The sequence below is a fragment of the Desulfosalsimonas sp. genome, assembly GCF_046483245.1.
Classification (GTDB): Bacteria; Desulfobacterota; Desulfobacteria; order Desulfobacterales; family Desulfosalsimonadaceae; genus Desulfosalsimonas.
On sequence record NZ_JAWODO010000136.1, the window covers coordinates 1 to 17,553 of the forward strand.

Below are 17,553 nucleotides of genomic sequence, written 5' to 3' on the forward strand. Positions count from 1 at the left end.
ATTCAGGGTTCAAGTAGTAAGGTTCTCGGTTTAACCGCTGACAGCCCTGTTCGGCTATGGCCGGGTCCGCAAGCAGTTCCCGGACCGACCGGCCCAGTTTCGGGTGTATCAGCTCAGGTGCAATGTCAGCAAGGGGGCGCAGCACAAAAGCCCTTTGGTGCATCCGCGGATGCGGCACCACCAGATCCGGGCTATGGATGATTTCATTTTCGAAAAAAATCAGATCCAGGTCCAGCACCCTGGGGCCGAACCGGATTGTGCCGCGGTCCCGCCCTGCCCTGTTTTCCACTTCTTTTAACCGCGCCAGCAATTGCGCTGGTTCCAGCCCGGTTTCCACGCCAAACACCCCGTTGACAAACCACGGCTGATCGTCATAGCCCATGGGCGCGGTTTCATAATAGGGGGAATGGGCAAAAATCCGTATATCCCGGTTTTCCACAAGCATTTTTGCGCCCTGGCGGCAGGCGGCCACCCGGTCGCCGAGATTGGCGCCCACCGCGATATAGGCGATATGCTTTTTTTCATCCGTTGCCTGGCTCATGAGCCGCTGTCTGACTCAGGATCAAAGGTCATTGTCTCAGACGGCCGGGACTTTGCGCCTTTTTCCCCGAGACTGATCACCCGGTAACGCTGGACCATATCCGGCCGCAGGGCATCGGTGAATCGCCATACATCAGTTCTGCTCCGGCCCTCCTGGAAATCCACCTGCGCTGCCTGCTCAAAGCGCACCGGGCATCCCTGGCAGTCCAGCTCTTTGGGGGTCAGGGCACGCTCCACGATAAATCCGGCCGGCCGGGCATAATCGGCCTGCCAGCCTTCAGGCAGGTGCCATGTTAACAAAAGCCCGCCGTCCTGCTGCACAAGCGCCAGATCGACGGCCGGGGCCGGGGACAGGGTTTTGGGCGGCGTTGGCGGCCCCTTTTTGCCGCAGGAAGCGGCAAAAAACATCAGGATTGCCGCCACCAAAGCAGCTGTTTTCCATACTATAAGAATCGTCCGCTGATGGCCTGGTGTCATTTTTATGCTCCAGGGATTTCAGATGCCGAATTGACCAGCTGCTTTCTGGCCCTGGCAATGGCGGCAGCGACATTGGCACCGGCCGTGCCGCCGTAAACCTTTCTTCTGTCGATCATCCGGGCAACGGACATGGCCTCATACACATCTTCTTCAATACCCGGATCAAACTGCTGCAGATCCTGCAGGCTCAGCTCGTGGAGTTCCTTCCCGCAGTCTAAGGCATAGGCCACGGCCTTTCCCACGCAGGCATGGGCCTGGCGGAAGGCCATGCCCTTTGCCACCAAATAGTCGGCCAGATCGGTGGCGTTTTGAAACCCGCTGTTGGCCGCTTTTTCGGTCACCTCCGGGTTGACCCGGATATTGGGAATCATCCGGGTATAAATATCCAGACAGGCCTTTAAGGTGTCAACAATTTCCATCAGGGGGACCTTGTCTTCCTGCATATCCCGGTTATAGGCCAGGGGCAGGGACTTCATCAAGGTCAGCAGGTTGACCAGGTTGCCGGTGACCCGGCCCGTGCGTCCCCGGACAAGCTCCGGGATATCCGGGTTTTTCTTCTGGGGCATGATGCTGCTGCCGGTACAGAATGCATCCGGAAGATCCACAAACCGGAATTCCGCCGAAGACCACAGCACCAGCTCCTCGGACAGGCGGGACAAATGGGTCATGCAAATGCTTGCCGCGGCTGCAAATTCCAGCATGAAGTCCCGGTCGGATACCGCGTCCATACTGTTTTCGGAAATCTTTGAAAACCCGAGCAAACCGGCTGTGTAGGCCCGGTCCAGATCATAGGTGGTGCCGGCAAGCGCCGCGCTGCCAAGGGGCATGACATCCATCCGGTCCAGGGCGGCGGCAAACCGGTCAAAATCCCGGCTCACCATTTCATAATAGGCCATCACGTGATGGGAAAACAAAACCGGCTGGGCCCTCTGCAAATGGGTATATCCGGGCATGACCACGTGGATGTTGGCTTCTGCCAGATCTACCAGTTCGGTTCGAAAATCCTTGAGCTGGACAAGAACGCCCCGGGTTTCAGCCTTGAGATAGAGCCGCTCGTCCACGGCGATCTGATCGTTTCGGCTCCGGCCGGTGTGCAGTTTCCTGGCAAGGTCGCCCACATGGACCGAAAGCCGGTCTTCCACATGCATATGGATGTCTTCGAGCCGGTCGCAAAACGCCATTTCGCCCCTGGCGATTTCCTGGCGGACCTTTTCCAGGCCCTCTTCCAGGTCGACGGCCTCCTGCCGGGTTAAAATTTTTGCCCGGGCCAGGGTCCTGCAATGGGCGATGCTGCCGTCGATATCATAGTTGTACAGCCGACGGTCCACATCAATGGATGCGGTAAAGGCTTCCACGGCCTTATTTGTGGGTTCGGAAAACCGGCCGTCCCAGGGTTTGAGGCTCATGACTGAATCTATGCCCCCTGTTTTTCCATGAGTTTGCGAATCCGCAGCCGCAGAGAGTTTAACCGGATAAAACCCTCGGCGTCCTTTTGATGGTAAACCGTGTCATCCTCAAACGTGGCAAAGTCCTCGCTGTAAAGGGAATGCGCGGATTTGCGGCCCAGCACCCGGCAGTTACCCTTGTAGAGCTCCAGACGCACCACGCCGGATACGTTTTTCTGGGTCTCGTCGATCATGGACTGGAGCAGTTCCCGCTCCGGGGCAAACCAAAACCCATTGTAGATCATCTCCGAATACTTTGGGATCAGGGAATCGCGCAAATGCATGACCTCCCGGTCCACGGTGATCGACTCAATGGCCATGTGGGCCGCGCGCAGGATGGTGCCACCCGGGGTTTCATACACGCCCCTGGACTTCATGCCCACAAACCGGTTTTCCACGATATCGGCCCGGCCGATGCCGTTTTGCCCGCCCCGGCGGTTTAACTCCGCAAGCAGCTTGGCCGGGGAGAGGTTTTGACCGTCAATGGCCACGGGATCGCCATTTTCAAAGGTGATGTCCATGCTTTCGGCTTTGTCCGGTGCGTTTTGCGGCGATACAGTGAGTACGAACATATCCTCGGGCGGCGGGTTCCAGGGGTCTTCCAGGATTCCGCCCTCATAGCTGATGTGCAGCAGGTTGCGGTCCGTGCTGTAGGGTTTTTCCTTTGTGGAGGTCACGGCAATGCCGTGTTTTTCCGCAAACGCCATCAAGGCGGTGCGGGAGTTGAGCTCCCACTCCCGCCAGGGGGCCACCACACGGATGGATGGATCAATGGCGTAATAGCTCAGTTCAAAGCGAACCTGGTCGTTTCCCTTGCCGGTGGCCCCGTGGCTCACGGCCTCGGCGTTTTGCTCGTGTGCGATTTCCATCTGGCGCTTGGCAATCAGAGGACGGGCCAGGGAGGTGCCCAGCAGGTAGTGGCCCTCGTAGATGGCATTGGCCCGAAAGGCCGGAAACACGTAATCGCGCACAAACTCTTCTTTCAGGTCATCGATGTAAACCGCAGAAGCCCCGGTTTTTCTGGCTTTTTCATCAATGGGGTCGAGTTCCTCGCCCTGGCCGATGTCTGCGGCAAAAGCAATGACCTCGCAATCATAGGTTTCAGCCAGCCATTTTAAAATCACGGATGTGTCCAGGCCGCCGGAGTAGGCCAAAACGACCTTGTTGATCTTTTTTTCCAAAATATTTTCTCCTGTTGATTTCCTGACCTGTAGAACAGGCGTGTATCGCCTAACGGTTAATCAATGTTTCCAGGATCGCCTTGTGCATGTGGAGTTTGTTTTCCGCCTGGTCCCATACCACGGACTGCGGGCTTTCAAAAACCTCCTCCGTGATTTCCTCGCCCTTGTGAGCCGGCAGGCAGTGCATGACAACGGCATCTTTTTTGGCCCGGGCCATGAGCCCGGAATTGACCTGAAAGGGAGCAAACACGGCCTTCCTTGCCTCGGCCTGGTCTTCCTGGCCCATGCTGGCCCACACGTCGGTGTTGATCACATCCGCACCGGATGCGGCCTCTGCCGGGTCGTGGACCACGCGGATAAATCGTTTGTCTCCGGCGCCTTTGACAACAGTTTCATCGGGCAGATAGCCGTCCGGGCAGGCCACCACCAGTTCGAACCCGAGAACGGCCGCGGCATTGATCCAGGAATGGGCCATATTGTTGCCATCCCCGATCCAGGCGACTTTCAGCCCCTGAAACCGGCCCTTGTATTCCAGCACAGTAAGCAGATCGCTTAACACCTGGCAGGGATGACACAGGTCGGTAAGGGCGTTGATGACCGGAATGGATGCCACACGCGCAAATTCGGCCTGAATGTCCTGTGAATAGGTGCGCAGCACCAGGGCATCCAGGTAGCGTTCCAGCACCCTTGCCGTATCGGCAACAGGCTCGTTTCTGGCCAGCTGGGTGTCGGCCGAACTGATAAACAGCGATGTTCCCCCCAGCTGGGCGGCTGCGGCCTGAAAGGAAATCCGGGTGCGGGTGGAGGCTTTTTCAAAAATCAGGCCGACTGTTTTGCCGATCAGGGACCAGTCCTGAATCCCCTTTTTATGCCGTTTTTTGAGTTGCCTGGCCCGGGAGAGCAGCAAATCCATGTCTGCCGCATCCAGGTCCGCCAGGGTCAATATGTCTTTTCTCAAATCTTTTTCCTCAACAGGTTTCAGTTGTACTGGTGCCGGCAAAAATCTCGTCCAGGCATGCCACTAGCCGGTCCACCTCTTCTGCGGTAATGACCAGGGGGGGCACAAAGCGCAGGACGTTTTCCTGGGTGCAGTTGATCAAAAGCCCCTTTTCCATGCAGGCCTCCACAACAGGGGCGCCTTTTTGCGAAAGCTTCATGCCCAGCATCAGGCCCACCCCGCGGACCTCCTCGACAACCGGGTGCCGGTCTTTTAGCCACAGCAGTCGGGACTTGAAATAATCGCCGACCTCCCGGCAGTGGTCAAGGATGTTTTCCGCTTCAATGATCCGGAGCACCTCCAGGGCTGCCGCGGTAATCACAGGTGTGCCGCCGAAAGTGGATGCATGGGCTCCGGGCGTGAATGCGGCAGCGGCTTTTTCCGAGGCCAGCATGGCGCCGATGGGCAGGCCGTTTCCCAGGGCCTTGGCAAGGGTCATGATATCGGGCTGCACGTCAAAATGCTCGTGGGCGAACAGTTTTCCGGTTCTGCCGATGCCGGTCTGGATCTCATCGAAAATCAGCATGATCCCCTTTTCATCACAGAGCCGGCGCACGTCCTTGAGATACCGGGGGTCCGCGCACCGGATCCCGCCTTCGCCCTGGACCGGTTCCAGGAGAACAGCGCATGTTTTGTCCGTCACAGCCGCCGCAAGCTGTTCCATATCATTATAGGCCACAAAATCAAAGCCTTCCAGTATCGGCTCAAAGCCCTCGCGCACCTTTTGCTGGCCCGTGGCCGAAAGCGCAGCAAACGTGCGGCCGTGAAAGGACTGGTCCATGGCCACAATTCGCCAGCGGTTGAAGTCGCCCTGGTCGAAAAAGGTTTTGCGGGCAAGCTTGATGGCTGCTTCGTTGGCCTCTGCCCCGGAGTTGCAAAAAAACACCCGGTCGGCAAAACATCGTCCCACAAGCCATTCCGCCAGCTCCACCTGGGGGACGGTATAAAACAGGTTGGATACGTGAAACAGTTTGTCCGCCTGCCGGGCAAGGGCCCGGGAGACCTCCGGGTTGGCATGGCCGAGGTTGCACACGGCAATGCCGGCCACAAAATCGGTGTACTGCCGCCCCTCAATATCCCAGAGGGTGCACCCCCGGCCCCGTTCAAACACCAGGGGAAAGCGCTTGTAGGTATTGGCCACGACCTTGTCGGCCCGCTGGATATAATCTTTGCTCATTTTTCCGTACCTGCCTGTGCTGTGACCTGGGTGCCGATGCCCTGGTCTGTGAAAAGTTCCAGAAGCAGGGCATGGCGCTTGGTGCCGTTGATGATCTGCACTTTTTCCACCCCGTTTTCCAGGGCGTCAAGCGCGTATTCGAGTTTCGGAATCATGCCCCCGGAAATGGTTCCCTCCCGGATCATCTGGGTCACTGTCGGTGCGTCCACAGATGTCACCAGATTGCCTCGGGCATCCATTAATCCGTCCACATCCGTGAGATAAATCAGACGCCCGGATTTCAGGGATCCGGCCACCCGGGAGGCCACCAGGTCTGCGTTGATGTTAAAGGTTTCCCCGGCCGCGCCGACGCCCACGGGTGCAATCACCGGGATAAATCCCTGAGCGCTTAAACTGCTGATCAGTTCGGTATTCACGCTGGTGACCCGTCCCACAAGCCCGGGATCAAGAATTTCGGGCGGCTTGTTTTCGTCCGGCTGGTGCATGATCTGCAGTTTTTCCGCCTGGAGCAGACCGCCGTCCTTTCCGGTCAGGCCCACGGATTTGCCGCCCTGGCGGTTGATCTGGGCCACGATGGACTTGTTGACCTTGCCGCCGAGCACCATTTCCACCACATCCATGGTTTCCTGGTCGGTAAAGCGCATGCCCCGGACAAATCTCGGGCTGATACCCATGCGCTCAAGCACTTTGTTGATCTGGGGGCCGCCACCGTGGACCACCACCGGATGCAGGCCGATGAACTTCATCAGGGTGATGTCTCTGGCAAAGTCCTCCTTGAGCTGCTCGTCGACCATGGCATTGCCGCCGTACTTGACCACCAGGGTCATGCCGGAAAAATACCGGATATACGGCAGCGCCTCTATAAGGATGTCTGCGACATTGGGGGTCATGGCTGTTTTTTTTCCGTTTCAGCGCCGGCAAATAGATGCGGCGGTTACAGGATGTATCGGCTCAGGTCCTGATCCTGCCGGACATCCCGGAGTTTTTCATCCACAAAGGCCCGATCAATCTCAATTTTTTTCTCTTCAGTGTCCGGGGCTTCAAACAACAAATCCGCCAAAAGATGCTCCATGAGGGTATGCAGCCGGCGGGCCCCGATGTTTTCGGTCTCATTGTTTACGGTCTCGGCAAACCGGGCGATTTCATCCACAGCCTCGTCTGCAAAGGACAGATCAATGCCCTCTGTGCGCAAAAGGGCGATGTATTGCAGCAGCAGCGCGTTTTGCGGCTCTGTGAGAATCCGTATAAAATCGTCCCTACCAAGGGAGTCCAGCTCCACCCGGATGGGAAATCGGCCCTGGAGTTCCGGAATCAGGTCCGAGGGCCGGGTGGCGTGAAACGCCCCTGAGGCCATAAACAGGATATGGTCGGTTTGCACCGGCCCGCGCTTAGTGGTCACCGTGCTCCCCTCCACAATGGGCAGAAGATCGCGCTGCACGCCCTCCCTAGAAACGTCCGGGCCCTGCCCGCCCTGCTTGCCGGTGATCTTGTCGATTTCATCCAAAAAAATGATGCCGAACTGCTCGACCTTTTCAATGGCGTCCTTGGTGACCTTGTCCATGTCCACCAGCTGCTGGGCTTCTTCCTGGGTGAGGATCTCGATGGCTTCGGCCACGGTGGTCCGCCGTTTCCTCGATGATCCCCTGGGCATGAGCCCGCCGAGCATATCCTTGAAATTAATCCCCATTTCCTCCATGCCGGAGTTGGAGAAAATCTCCATCATGGGCGTGGACTTGTCCTGGGTTTCAATCTCCACGGGCCGGTGATCCAGTTTGCCGTCTTTTAGCATCTTGCGCAGCTTTTCCCGGGTGGCAGATGCGGAAGTGCCCTGCCGGGCAGTACCGGATTCGGACTCGGTGCCGGCGGCATGGGGCTGTTGGCGCTGGACCGGACTGCTGGCACCGGTTTCCGGCAAAAGCATGTCCAGCACCCGCTCTTCGGCCATTTCCTTTGCCTTGGGCTGCACTGCCTCCTGCTCGCGGATTTTTAACTGATTGATAGTGACTTCCAGCAGATCCCGGACCATGGATTCCACATCCCGGCCCACATAACCCACCTCGGTGAATTTTGAGGCCTCCACCTTGAAAAACGGCGAATCCGTAAGCCGGGCCAGGCGGCGGGCGATCTCGGTTTTGCCCACGCCCGTGGGACCGATGAGAATGATGTTTTTCGGAGCGATTTCATCGCGCAGATTCGGCTCCACGTGACGCCTGCGCCAGCGGTTTCGAAGGGCAATGGCCACCGATTTTTTGGCATTTTGCTGGCCGATGATGTATCTGTCGAGTTCGGCAACGATCTGTTGTGGCTTTAAGTCCGTCATAAGGCGGTTTTTTCCTGAATTTCTTCGATTACAAACACGTGATTCGTGTACACGCACAGGCCGGCGGCAATCTCCATTGCCTGGCGCACGATTTGCCCGGCGGACAACTCCAGGGCCGGGGCGTGGTGCATGAGCGCGGAGGCCGCGGCATGGGCGGCCACACCGCCGGAGCCGATGGCGATCACGCCTTCATCCGGTTCGATCACATCGCCGTTTCCGGAAATCAAAAGCATCTGGGCGGCGTCCACGGCGATCATCATGGCCTCCAGGCGCCGCAGGTACTTGTCGGTCCGCCAGTCCCGGGCCAATTCCACGGCCGCCCGGGTCAGGTTGCCGTTGTAGCGTTCCAGCTTGCCCTCCAGTTTTTCGGATAAATGCAGGGCATCTGCCGTGGCCCCGGCAAATCCGGCAATGATCCGGTCGTTGTAAATCCGGCGCACTTTTTTGGCCTGGTGCTTGATCACCGAATTGTTCAGTGTGACCTGGCCGTCTCCGGCCACGGCCGCACAGCCGTTATACCGGACCGCCAGTATGGTGGTGCCATGAAAATTTTCAGACATAAGAATCCAGCCTTGTTTTATTTTCTGGGATGGGCGCTGTCATATGCGGCCATCAGCCGGTCAATGCTCACATGCGTGTATTTCTGGGTCGTGGACAGCTGCCTGTGCCCCAAAAGCTCCTGGACCATGCGCAGATCCAGCCCTGCATCCAGCAGGTGGGTGGCAAACGTGTGGCGCAGATCATGCGGGGACACCGGCACGGTGAGCCCGGCGGCCCGGGCGGCCTGATCCAGCATGCGCGCCACCGAACGCTGGGTGAGCCGTCCGCCGTTTTTGTTTAAAAACAAGGGCCCCTTCCAGATATCCGGGGTTTTTGCGCTGTTACCGTACAACGCCCGACGGTAGGCGCGGATGGCTTCAGCGGCCTTGTGCCCGATGGGCACAATCCGCTCCACGGAGCCCTTTCCCAGCACCCGGACCGTGCGGTTGGCAAAATCCACTTTTTCCACGTCAAGCCCTGTCAATTCCGATACCCGGATGCCGGTGGAATAAAGCGTCTCCAGTATAGCGCGGTTGCGTTTGCCTGCCACGCTGTCATCGGCAATGGAATCAATCAGCCGGAAAACGTCATCCACGGTCAGGTAACTGGGCACCGGCTTGTCCTGCTTTGGGGTGATCACCTGAGTTGCCGGGTTTTGAGAAATCACGTGGTGTTTTTCCAGGTAATTGAAAAAAGAGCGGATGGCCGACAGCTTGCGGGCAATGGAGGTCTTTTTGATCTGCTGACGGTGCAGCTGCCCCAGATAACTGCGGATCACAAGGGCACTGATCTCTTCGATACCCGCTGCCCCGGAGCTGTCTTTTTGTGCGCCCTGCCCTTTTTGCTTCCGCCCCCGATCAGCGGATTGCCAGGTCGTGAAATAAGCCAGAAAATCAGTCAAATCCCGGGCGTAAGCTCTGCAGGTATGATCTGAGTAGCCTTTTTCCGCGGCCAGGTAATCCACGAATGAATCCACCAGTTGGGTGACGGCAATTTTGCTCATTCCATTGAAATCAAGGCTTCAAGTTCCCCCCAATTGCCCACTTCAACAAAAGGATGGGACTTTCGGTTCCAGGGTTGTCTGAAAACAATGGGTGTAATGCCGGCTTTGGCCAGCATAAAACATGTTTCCAGCCGGTCTTCCACAAAATGCGTAATATTGCGCTTTTCCAGAACTTCCTGCTTGTTCTCGAATGAACCCGTTGCCACCACCTCGATGCATTCCCGACCGGTTTGCAGAACCTCGCACATCCACCCGGTAATGTGGCCGGCTTCCGGCCGTGCGGTGACAAACAAGGTTGGCGAACAAATGCCGTTCAACCGCCTGAGCACCTCAGGGGCGCCGTCAATGGGGGCCAGCGGATGATTGTAGCGCCCTTCCAGGATCCGGAGAATGATTTCCCACATCACGCCGTGATCAATGACTGCGGCCTCCACCAGGGAATAGTCGGTGATCTCTTCGTAGCGGATGTGCCGAATGCCGAATTCCTTTTCAGCAATGGCCAGAAACAAAGACATGGTATCTGCAACCACCCCGTCGATATCAAAGGCCAGGCCTTTTGGATCAATTTTCATGGCGGTTTTTCGATTCAGGCAGCCCTCCGGGTTTTCTTCTTCAGGCGGCTGATGCGCTTGCGGAAAATATCGGCCATTTTCCGGTCATCATTTTCCAGAAATTCCTGGCGTTTTTTCTTTAGTTCCCGGATTTTTTCCTTGATTTGACGTACCGAAACATCCGACTGTTTTTTTCTGCCGGATTCCTCAATTCCCCGGGCTTTTTTGATCACCGCGATCAATTCGGCCTTGTTCATGCCCGAAGCACCCGTGACATCCGGTAGTTCTTTGGCAATGTCGCGCAGTTCCGGGGCTGTGTGCTTCTCAAGGGGTTTTTCTTTTGCCTGTTTTTCCTTTTTCGCCATTTTGAATCCTCATTTCAATGGTTTACAGGTTGTTCAAAAATACAAAGCGGAGGTTTGAAAAAAGCCCCCGCAGTCTATCAACTCCAAACTATATTATATAAAACCAAATGAATTGGAATGTCAATGCATATTTAATGAGTTAGGCGCGCCATCACCTGTTTCATGTCCTCCCAAACCGCCCTTTTGGCCTTTGGGTGCACCAACAGATAGGCCGGCTCGTGGGTGGGCATTACAGCAATGCCCTCATAATCATGAAATCGGCCGCGCAGGCGGGAGATGGGTTCATCGGTGCCCAGCAGGTTCTGGGCGGCAAAGCCGCCAAGGGCGCAGATTATTTTCGGGGATACAGCCCGGATTTGACGCTTCAGCCAGATGCGGCAGGCCCGAGCCTCGAACCGGTCCGGAAGCCGCTCTTCCGGCGGCCGGCACTTGACTGCATGACAAATGTAGACGCTTTGGCGGCTTTGGCCCATGGCTTCAATGATGCGGGTGAGCAGTTGCCCGGTCTCCCCGCTGTAGGGCATCCCGGAGTCTGCATCGGCCGGCTCCGGAAAGGGGCCGATAAACATGATATCTGCACCGGCTGTTCCCTGCCCGCATATGACTGCCTTGCGGGAATCGGCCAGGCGGCACCTGCGGCAATGGGCCAAATCGCTTAAAATGGCATCAAGGCTGTCATGTTCCGGCAAATGGGTTTCATGGCCGGCAGTGACCTGTTTTTCGCCGCCCCATTTTTGCACAATGTGCTGTGCATCTTCGCCCAGGGGTGCGCTTGTGCATCCCATTTCCTTTAAATAAAGCAGGTATTGCCGCACTTCCTGCGTGATATCCAAATCCATCCGGCCCGGCTCTGTCATTTGCCGGCCCCCGCCGACGCGGCCGAAAGTATCCGGTCAAGCAGCACATGGGCGGCTGCCTGTTTGTCCATGGGCGGCAGCGGCTCCTTGGTGCCGTCTTTGAAAAAAAGCTGGATGCTGCTTTCCTGGGCGGCAAACGCGGACTCCGGGCCGATGACCAGGTTGCCGGCGATCATGTCCAGGTTTTTGGCACCCAGCTTTTTGGTGGCGTTTTTTTCCAGGTCCCGGGTTTCTGCTGCAAATCCCACCAGCACTTGGTTGGATTTTTTTCTTTTCCCGAGTTCTGCAAGAATATCCAGGGTCCGGTCAAAAATAACAGTGAGGGCATCTTCGCCCTTTTTGAGCTTGTGGGGCGCCGCATCCGCGGGTGTGTAATCGGACACGGCCGCGGCCTTGATGATCACGTCTGCGGCATCGGATTCGGCAAACACCGCATCGGCCATTTCTTGGGCGGTTTCCACGTTGATCCGGCGCACCCCAAGCGGTGCTTCCAAATCCGTGGGCCCGGAGACCAGCACCACGTGGGCCCCTCTTCCGGCCGCGGCCCTGGCAATGGCATATCCCATTTTCCCGGATGAGGGATTGCTGACAAACCGGACCGGATCCATGGGCTCCCGGGTGGGCCCGGCCGTGACAAGCACCCGCTTGTTGAAATAATCATTTGGCAGAAAAACATTGATAATGTGCTCAAAAATGCTTTCCGGATCCGCAAGCCGGCCGGGTCCAACGGCCTTGCAAGCAAGTTCGCCTTCAGAGGGCTCCACAATGATGTAGCCGTCAGACTCCAGGGTTTCAACGTTTCGCTGCACCGCGCGGTTTTCATACATGTGGGTATTCATGGCCGGACAAATCAGCTTTGGCGCGGTTACGGCCAGCATCAGGGTGGTCAGGGCGTCATCGGCAATCCCGTTTGCCAGCCTGCCGATGATATTTCCGGTAGCCGGCGCAATCACTGCCGCATCCGCGGCCTCGGCCCAGGAAATATGGCGCATGGCATCATCTTCGGGGTTGTCAAACATTTGCATAAATACCGGGCTGCCGGATATGGCCTGAAACGTCAGGGGCGCGACAAAGGCGGCCGCATTGCGGGTCATGGCCACCTTCACCCTGGCTCCGGCACGCTGCAAAAGCCGCATGAGTTCCACGCTCTTGTAGGCGGCAATTCCGCCGGAAACGCCGAGCAGTATGGTTTTTCCGCTTATGGGGGACCAGTTTTCCATAAAAAAGAAAATATCCTGGTTGGCTGTTTTTGTCAAACCTGAGCTGGGTCAATTCAGGATCAAAATTAATATCCAAAAGCTATCAAGGTGTCAATAAAGAGAGAATGCATCAAATAATATGAATATGTTAAACTGCACTTTTTGCATCTATGAGTTTCTTGACTAATCCATGAAAAATGTTAAAGCAAAAGGGATAAAATGCATTAAAGGCTAACATTAACCCTGCTCGTATTGGGGCGTGAATGAAATTTGCTTTTTGCCTGTTTAAATATTTCCCATATGGTGGTCTTCAAAAGGATTTTTTAAGGCTTGCCGGCACATGCCTTAACCGGGGACACCAGGTTGACGTGTTTACCATTTCCTGGACTGGCAACGTGCCTGAAGGCATACAAATAAAAACAATTTCGCCCCGCGGGCTAACGAATCACCGCCGATACCTGTCTTTCTCCCGGAAAATTGAGCCTTATATACGTGCCGGCCAGTATGATGCGGTGGTGGGCTTTAACAAAATGCCGGGCCTGGATGTATATTTTGCCGGTGATGAATGTTATGCGGCCCGGGCAGCAAAAAAAAATATTGCTTACCGTCTGTCAAGGCGGTGCCGCACTTTAAAATTTCTGGAACAATCAGTCTTTGGTAAAGAAGCAAAAACTGAAATCATATCCATCGCAGATACTGTAAAAAAAAAATATGTCAGTTATTATAATACTGCTGAGGACCGTTTTCATCCAGTACCACCATGGATACCAAAAAACTTTTTTATTCAGGTGAACAAACCAGGAATCCGAGAGGATTTCCGCAATCATTTTTTGTTGAATCAGGATACTTTTCTGATTTTAATGGTGGGTTCCGGTTTTAAAACCAAAGGCGTTGATCGCGCAATAAAGGCCGTTGCCGCCCTTCCCTATCAGTTGAAACAAAAGGTTTTGATGACAGTTGTGGGTAGGGGAAAAACACTTCCTTACCGGCTGCTTGCAAAAAGATTTGGGGTTTTTCCCCATATTCATTTTGTCGGACAACGGGAGGATGTGGCTCGTTTTCTGGCCGGTGCCGACCTCTTACTGCATCCTGCTTACCATGAAGCAGCCGGCTCGGTTTTAATTGAAGCGATGGCAGCAGGACTGCCGGTGCTGGCTACGGATGTGTGCGGTTTCGGCGTTTATGTAAAAAAGGCTGATGCCGGCAGATTGGTCCCTTCACCTTTTGAGCAAAAAACATTAAATAATATGCTGGTTTCCATGATTTCTTCTCACAAATTGGTGCAATGGGGACAAAACGGGAAAAAATATATTGAAACAACAGATACATATGATCGTCATGAAAGGGCAGCGGATATTATTGAAAAGGTGGCAAAAGAAAAACCGGTAAAATAAAACAGAACCTGCTGAAATCAAAATTAAAAAAATGATTTCCGACGCTTTTATCGTAATAAAGATGGAAATAAAATCATCGCATGAAAAATTTTTCGGCCCCAATCAACGCCATCAAAAAAAATGATCTTTTAATCAATAGCGACTATGAATCCTTTTTGCGGGAGGCGCAGCTCGATTCTTTTGACACTGTATGGAATTATGCTGCCGGAGAAATCGTTAAAAAAATAAAAGACAGATCCGTCATCCGTCTGTCATTTGCAAAAAACAATGCCTTGAAATATTATTACCTAAAACGCCATAATACTGAATTTATAGGCATTAAAGGAATACTGAAATCATTTTTTGGCATAAAAAACCTTTCTCAGGGTTTGCTTGAATTCAACAACATATGTGAATTCCGCGACAAACAACTTCAGACTGTCATTCCTGTAGCTGCGGGGGAAAAATATCATCATTTTTTTTGGGTTGAATCTTTTCTCGTTACCCAAGATGCTTTTCCCTATGTTTCCCTGGAAACCCTTCTTGATAAGAATCCCGGATTTTTCCAGGGCGATGAAGGAAGGCAAAGAAGAGAAAAACTGATAAGAAGACTATCTGATTTAGCACGAAAAATGCATCAAAAGGGATTTAACCATCAGGACTTTAATTCGACTCATATTCTGCTGTTTTACCACAACAACCCAGATTCTCCTGAAATTGCACTTTTTGATTTGCAGCGCGTGGAAAAAAAGTTTTCTTTCCGATTCCGATGGAAAATAAAAAGCCTGGCAAGATTAAATTATACCCTTCCGGAAGGAATTTTTGACACACAAGACCGAAAAAACCTTCTGCTTTTTTATAAGGGTAAAACACATTTTAATTTAATAGATCGGATAGAATGGTACTGGATCGAAAAAAAAACAAAACGCATACAGCGGCATACGGAAAAAAGACACAACCGCCCGTTTACTGCTGACATAAATGGCTAGACAGCGAAGGGGAAACTTGCAATCAATCCTTGTTGAATCTCTCTAAGCCTGGGCCGCATGTATTGCAGTACCAATCGATCAAGGTCTGTTAGCCGGAAATCTTTCAAATTGACCGGCTCTGAATCAGTGAAGCCAAAGGCGCTGTAATAATCCATAAATTTAAAACGACTTCCCCGAACAGAATCTGATAACTCAATCCAGGCATTTGGGATTTCAAAGGCATCAGCAATGACCAATCCATGCAAGCTGGATGAAAGAATAATTTCACAGCCCGCGGCTGCTTTTAAAAAATCTTCGGGCTCGGTCAAAATATCCAGAACACGGGCATCCGGGATTCTGGCAGCAAATTCAGCGACCTCGGCATTGTCACGATCCTTGTAATGCGGTACCACCCCTATTCGACAATTCTTGGGTATACTTGCACGATTCGGCAGCAAACGGTCTGCCAACAACCCCGGATCTCCGTAGCTTTCTATTTTGCCGCCATTAATGAGTTCCCCTGACATTTGTCCCCGAACTGCATGATAAAAGTGATGAGCGGGCACCGGGGGATGCGAACCGATAAATCCACTGCCCCAAACATGAACACGCCGGTTCCAGAATTTATGTTTAAGCTTTTGAAGAATGCTGCCGATGGCAACAAGGTCGCAGCGATTGGGTCTTGCATAGATGACATCCCGGCCGAAAATTTCCCGTATAAGAAAAACAGACAGCCAGTCACCAAAATTCTTACGACCATTTTTTAACTTAGTGGACCAGTAAAGTTTGATGGGCTTCATCGGTTATGGGTCTCCTGGTAAATAATGAATCAAAACACAAAACGAAAGCATTTTTTTTGAAGATGAGATTGAAACTGTTCATGAATTTCGGGGAAATTTTGAAAATTTTTCAAAAGCCGGCGACAATCTTTTTGAATTTTGTCACGCAATTTAAAAGGATTCCGGTATCTGGTCATGGCATCCAGATCCAGGACCACAAGTTTTTTATCGGATAAAATGAAATTGCTGGCCTTCAGATCCCCGTGGGCAACAGATTCATCAGCAAGCAATTGAAGCAATAAAACAAATTCTCCGGCCAGACATTCAATTAAATCCTCGTCAAGATTGCCGGAACTAAGCAATTCATTGAACCCGGTCCCATCGACGAATTCAGTGATGTAATATGCCATTGATCGGAAAGGGCCAAACCTTTTTTCCAGCATAGCAACAGGTCTTGGGGTCTCAATGCCGAGCAAAGACAGATGATGGGCATTTTCCCAAGATTTCCAGGCGCGGCTGGGCCGCGGTGCCCTTAAAACTGCATGTTTTGTACTTTTGATGTTGTAACGTTTCATAACCAGAAGTTGACCATCCACTTCCACCAATGCGACCGTTGACGAATTGCCATCCTTTAACAATTTTGCTGAATCAATAAAGCTGTCCGGATCCTTTAAAAAGTCGGCCATCGCTTGTCCATAGAGCTTTCGATCACAAATCAAAAAATCTTTTCGGGATTTCTTACAGATATAAGCAGAAGATTGCCGGAAAATTTTTTTGAGATATTTTTTCTTCCGATAACGTCTTTGGGATCTGATCTTACGAATTAATTTGTTATATAGGCCAGAGGAGAACTGCCACTGGCGCTTTTCCAGGTAAACTTGAAAAGCGCCAGGTATAAGAAAATCAAACTTGGGGTATAACTGGGCAAATAAAAGAGCCAGATTTTCTAGACTTCTTCTTTGATTCAAGCCATTTGGCTGATAATGAATGGCCGCCCCGTCAATGGTATAAAGAGCGCTTCCGGAAAATAAAAAATTGCCGAGATGCATGTCATCATGGTAGAGACCGGCTTTGTGCTGGGCGGCAACCACTGAGACAATTTGCTGCAAAAGAGCCGCCCGATGCTCATCATTGCCGGCCTCCACCCAGACGCTATCAAACCCGACAGCCGGATAAATCTCTTCAAATACCAGCAAAGAATGGCCACCAGGTTTGGTTTGGCCCTGAAACAAGATCTCCGGGCAATCAATGCCTGCGTTTTGCAAACAAATATAACCACGTTTTTCACGTAACAAGTGCTTTTCAGCACGCTTGGACTCTAAAAAAATCTTAACAACAACCCGACGTCCATGGCTTGTGCCTGAACAAACAATACGTTTCCCGGGCAGTATGCGCAATACAGTCTCGCATTTAACCTCTATCTGCTTGTTTCCATTTGCTGCAGAAATCCGGAATGGCGTTTGGACATCGTGTCCGTCGGAAAAGTTAAACGAAAAATCTGCCATAATAGGCTTTTCTAAAGTGCAGGAATTACCTGTCAAGAGAGGCATCTTTTTCCAGGTCTCTAATCCATTTTTGGTTCAAAAACATAATGTTTTCAAATCATCTGATACAGGCGCACCATCAGAAGAAAAAATTGTCGTCCTCTGCTGTCTCCAAGGACGCTACCGGGGTTTCCGAGGCGATGAAGTTTTCAATCCACCAGTTGACATCATTATAAAAGCAGGCGATCCGGTCGCATTCTTTTTGGGCGTCAAAACAATCAATGGAACACCTCAGGT

18 protein-coding genes are annotated in these 17,553 nt (G+C 52.9%); 2 read left to right on the top strand and 16 right to left on the bottom strand.

Annotated elements, in window-relative coordinates:
• The 14 genes from folK to coaBC form a co-directional block, all read right to left on the bottom strand.
• The coding region (folK, locus tag R6U41_RS11635) for a 2-amino-4-hydroxy-6-hydroxymethyldihydropteridine diphosphokinase (protein ID WP_410270005.1) at nt 1-541 on the bottom strand (541 nt) is incomplete at its 3' end.
• Complete coding sequence (locus tag R6U41_RS11640) at nt 538-1,017, bottom strand: hypothetical protein (RefSeq protein ID WP_410270006.1); 480 nt, start codon at nt 1,015-1,017, stop codon at nt 538-540. The genes R6U41_RS11640 and folK, both read right to left, overlap by 4 nt.
• A 2-nt stretch (nt 1,018-1,019) precedes the next feature.
• A complete protein-coding gene (argH, locus tag R6U41_RS11645) occupies nt 1,020-2,423 on the bottom strand; it encodes an argininosuccinate lyase (protein ID WP_410270007.1) in 1,404 nt (467 codons plus the stop codon).
• Nucleotides 2,424-2,431: 8 nt separating this feature from the next.
• Nucleotides 2,432-3,643, bottom strand: a complete 1,212-nt coding sequence (locus R6U41_RS11650) for an argininosuccinate synthase (RefSeq protein ID WP_410270008.1) — start codon at nt 3,641-3,643, stop codon at nt 2,432-2,434.
• 49 nt (nt 3,644-3,692) lie between these two features.
• The gene (argF, locus tag R6U41_RS11655) at nt 3,693-4,601 is read right to left on the bottom strand and encodes an ornithine carbamoyltransferase (RefSeq protein WP_410270009.1); all 909 of its coding nucleotides are present in this window, start codon (nt 4,599-4,601) and stop codon (nt 3,693-3,695) included.
• Nucleotides 4,602-4,611: 10 nt separating this feature from the next.
• Nucleotides 4,612-5,817, bottom strand: coding sequence for an acetylornithine transaminase (locus tag R6U41_RS11660; protein ID WP_410270010.1), 1,206 nt, complete (start codon nt 5,815-5,817; stop codon nt 4,612-4,614).
• Nucleotides 5,814-6,707: an acetylglutamate kinase gene (gene argB, locus R6U41_RS11665; protein ID WP_410270011.1), complete on the bottom strand. Its 894-nt coding sequence runs from the start codon at nt 6,705-6,707 to the stop codon at nt 5,814-5,816. Before argB ends, R6U41_RS11660 begins: the two co-directional genes overlap by 4 nt.
• Before the next feature lie 44 nt (nt 6,708-6,751).
• Nucleotides 6,752-8,137 carry an ATP-dependent protease ATPase subunit HslU gene (gene hslU, locus R6U41_RS11670; RefSeq protein WP_410270012.1) on the bottom strand — a complete coding sequence of 462 codons (1,386 nt, stop codon included), beginning with the start codon at nt 8,135-8,137 and terminating at the stop codon, nt 6,752-6,754.
• Nucleotides 8,134-8,697: an ATP-dependent protease subunit HslV gene (hslV, locus tag R6U41_RS11675; RefSeq protein WP_410270013.1), complete on the bottom strand. Its 564-nt coding sequence runs from the start codon at nt 8,695-8,697 to the stop codon at nt 8,134-8,136. Before hslV ends, hslU begins: the two co-directional genes overlap by 4 nt.
• A 17-nt stretch (nt 8,698-8,714) precedes the next feature.
• On the bottom strand, nt 8,715-9,680 hold the full coding sequence (xerA, locus tag R6U41_RS11680; protein WP_410270014.1) for a site-specific tyrosine recombinase/integron integrase: 966 nt from the start codon (nt 9,678-9,680) through the stop codon (nt 8,715-8,717).
• Nucleotides 9,677-10,252, bottom strand: a complete 576-nt coding sequence (locus R6U41_RS11685; protein WP_410270015.1) for a 5' nucleotidase, NT5C type — start codon at nt 10,250-10,252, stop codon at nt 9,677-9,679. Before R6U41_RS11685 ends, xerA begins: the two co-directional genes overlap by 4 nt.
• 14 nt (nt 10,253-10,266) lie before the next feature.
• A complete protein-coding gene (locus R6U41_RS11690) occupies nt 10,267-10,596 on the bottom strand; it encodes a Rho termination factor N-terminal domain-containing protein (protein WP_410270016.1) in 330 nt (109 codons plus the stop codon).
• 131 nt (nt 10,597-10,727) lie between these two features.
• A complete protein-coding gene (locus R6U41_RS11695) occupies nt 10,728-11,453 on the bottom strand; it encodes a uracil-DNA glycosylase (RefSeq protein WP_410270017.1) in 726 nt (241 codons plus the stop codon).
• Nucleotides 11,450-12,673, bottom strand: a complete 1,224-nt coding sequence (gene coaBC / locus R6U41_RS11700) for a bifunctional phosphopantothenoylcysteine decarboxylase/phosphopantothenate--cysteine ligase CoaBC (RefSeq protein ID WP_410270018.1) — start codon at nt 12,671-12,673, stop codon at nt 11,450-11,452. The genes R6U41_RS11695 and coaBC overlap by 4 nt, the downstream gene beginning before the upstream one ends.
• Nucleotides 12,674-12,915: 242 nt before the next feature.
• Here coaBC and R6U41_RS11705 point away from each other — a divergent pair, with 242 nt between their 5' ends.
• The gene (locus tag R6U41_RS11705; RefSeq protein ID WP_410270019.1) at nt 12,916-14,046 is read left to right on the top strand and encodes a glycosyltransferase family 4 protein; all 1,131 of its coding nucleotides are present in this window, start codon (nt 12,916-12,918) and stop codon (nt 14,044-14,046) included.
• Nucleotides 14,047-14,126: 80 nt separating this feature from the next.
• Nucleotides 14,127-15,014 carry a lipopolysaccharide kinase InaA family protein gene (locus tag R6U41_RS11710; protein WP_410270020.1) on the top strand — a complete coding sequence of 296 codons (888 nt, stop codon included), beginning with the start codon at nt 14,127-14,129 and terminating at the stop codon, nt 15,012-15,014.
• Here R6U41_RS11710 and R6U41_RS11715 read toward each other — a convergent pair.
• Nucleotides 15,011-15,793: a polysaccharide pyruvyl transferase family protein gene (locus R6U41_RS11715; protein WP_410270021.1), complete on the bottom strand. Its 783-nt coding sequence runs from the start codon at nt 15,791-15,793 to the stop codon at nt 15,011-15,013. The two genes, R6U41_RS11710 and R6U41_RS11715, sit on opposite strands and share 4 nt — an antisense overlap.
• Nucleotides 15,794-15,822: 29 nt before the next feature.
• The gene (locus tag R6U41_RS11720; protein ID WP_410270022.1) at nt 15,823-17,313 is read right to left on the bottom strand and encodes a lipopolysaccharide kinase InaA family protein; all 1,491 of its coding nucleotides are present in this window, start codon (nt 17,311-17,313) and stop codon (nt 15,823-15,825) included.
• Nucleotides 17,314-17,553: the final 240 nt, after the last annotated feature.

Bases quoted from the DNA above. Each gene is read 5' to 3' on its own strand.
- R6U41_RS11640 (WP_410270006.1), bottom strand. From the start codon at position 1,017: ATGACACCAGGCCATCAGCGGACGATTCTTATAGTATGGAAAACAGCT.
- argH (WP_410270007.1), bottom strand. From the start codon at position 2,423: ATGAGCCTCAAACCCTGGGACGGCCGGTTTTCCGAACCCACAAATAAG.
- R6U41_RS11660 (WP_410270010.1), bottom strand. From the start codon at position 5,817: ATGAGCAAAGATTATATCCAGCGGGCCGACAAGGTCGTGGCCAATACC.
- argB (WP_410270011.1), bottom strand. From the start codon at position 6,707: ATGACCCCCAATGTCGCAGACATCCTTATAGAGGCGCTGCCGTATATC.
- hslU (WP_410270012.1), bottom strand. From the start codon at position 8,137: ATGACGGACTTAAAGCCACAACAGATCGTTGCCGAACTCGACAGATAC.
- hslV (WP_410270013.1), bottom strand. From the start codon at position 8,697: ATGTCTGAAAATTTTCATGGCACCACCATACTGGCGGTCCGGTATAAC.
- xerA (WP_410270014.1), bottom strand. From the start codon at position 9,680: ATGAGCAAAATTGCCGTCACCCAACTGGTGGATTCATTCGTGGATTAC.
- R6U41_RS11685 (WP_410270015.1), bottom strand. From the start codon at position 10,252: ATGAAAATTGATCCAAAAGGCCTGGCCTTTGATATCGACGGGGTGGTT.
- R6U41_RS11690 (WP_410270016.1), bottom strand. From the start codon at position 10,596: ATGGCGAAAAAGGAAAAACAGGCAAAAGAAAAACCCCTTGAGAAGCAC.
- R6U41_RS11695 (WP_410270017.1), bottom strand. From the start codon at position 11,453: ATGACAGAGCCGGGCCGGATGGATTTGGATATCACGCAGGAAGTGCGG.
- coaBC (WP_410270018.1), bottom strand. From the start codon at position 12,673: ATGGAAAACTGGTCCCCCATAAGCGGAAAAACCATACTGCTCGGCGTT.
- R6U41_RS11705 (WP_410270019.1), top strand. From the start codon at position 12,916: ATGAAATTTGCTTTTTGCCTGTTTAAATATTTCCCATATGGTGGTCTT.
- R6U41_RS11710 (WP_410270020.1), top strand. From the start codon at position 14,127: ATGAAAAATTTTTCGGCCCCAATCAACGCCATCAAAAAAAATGATCTT.
- R6U41_RS11715 (WP_410270021.1), bottom strand. From the start codon at position 15,793: ATGAAGCCCATCAAACTTTACTGGTCCACTAAGTTAAAAAATGGTCGT.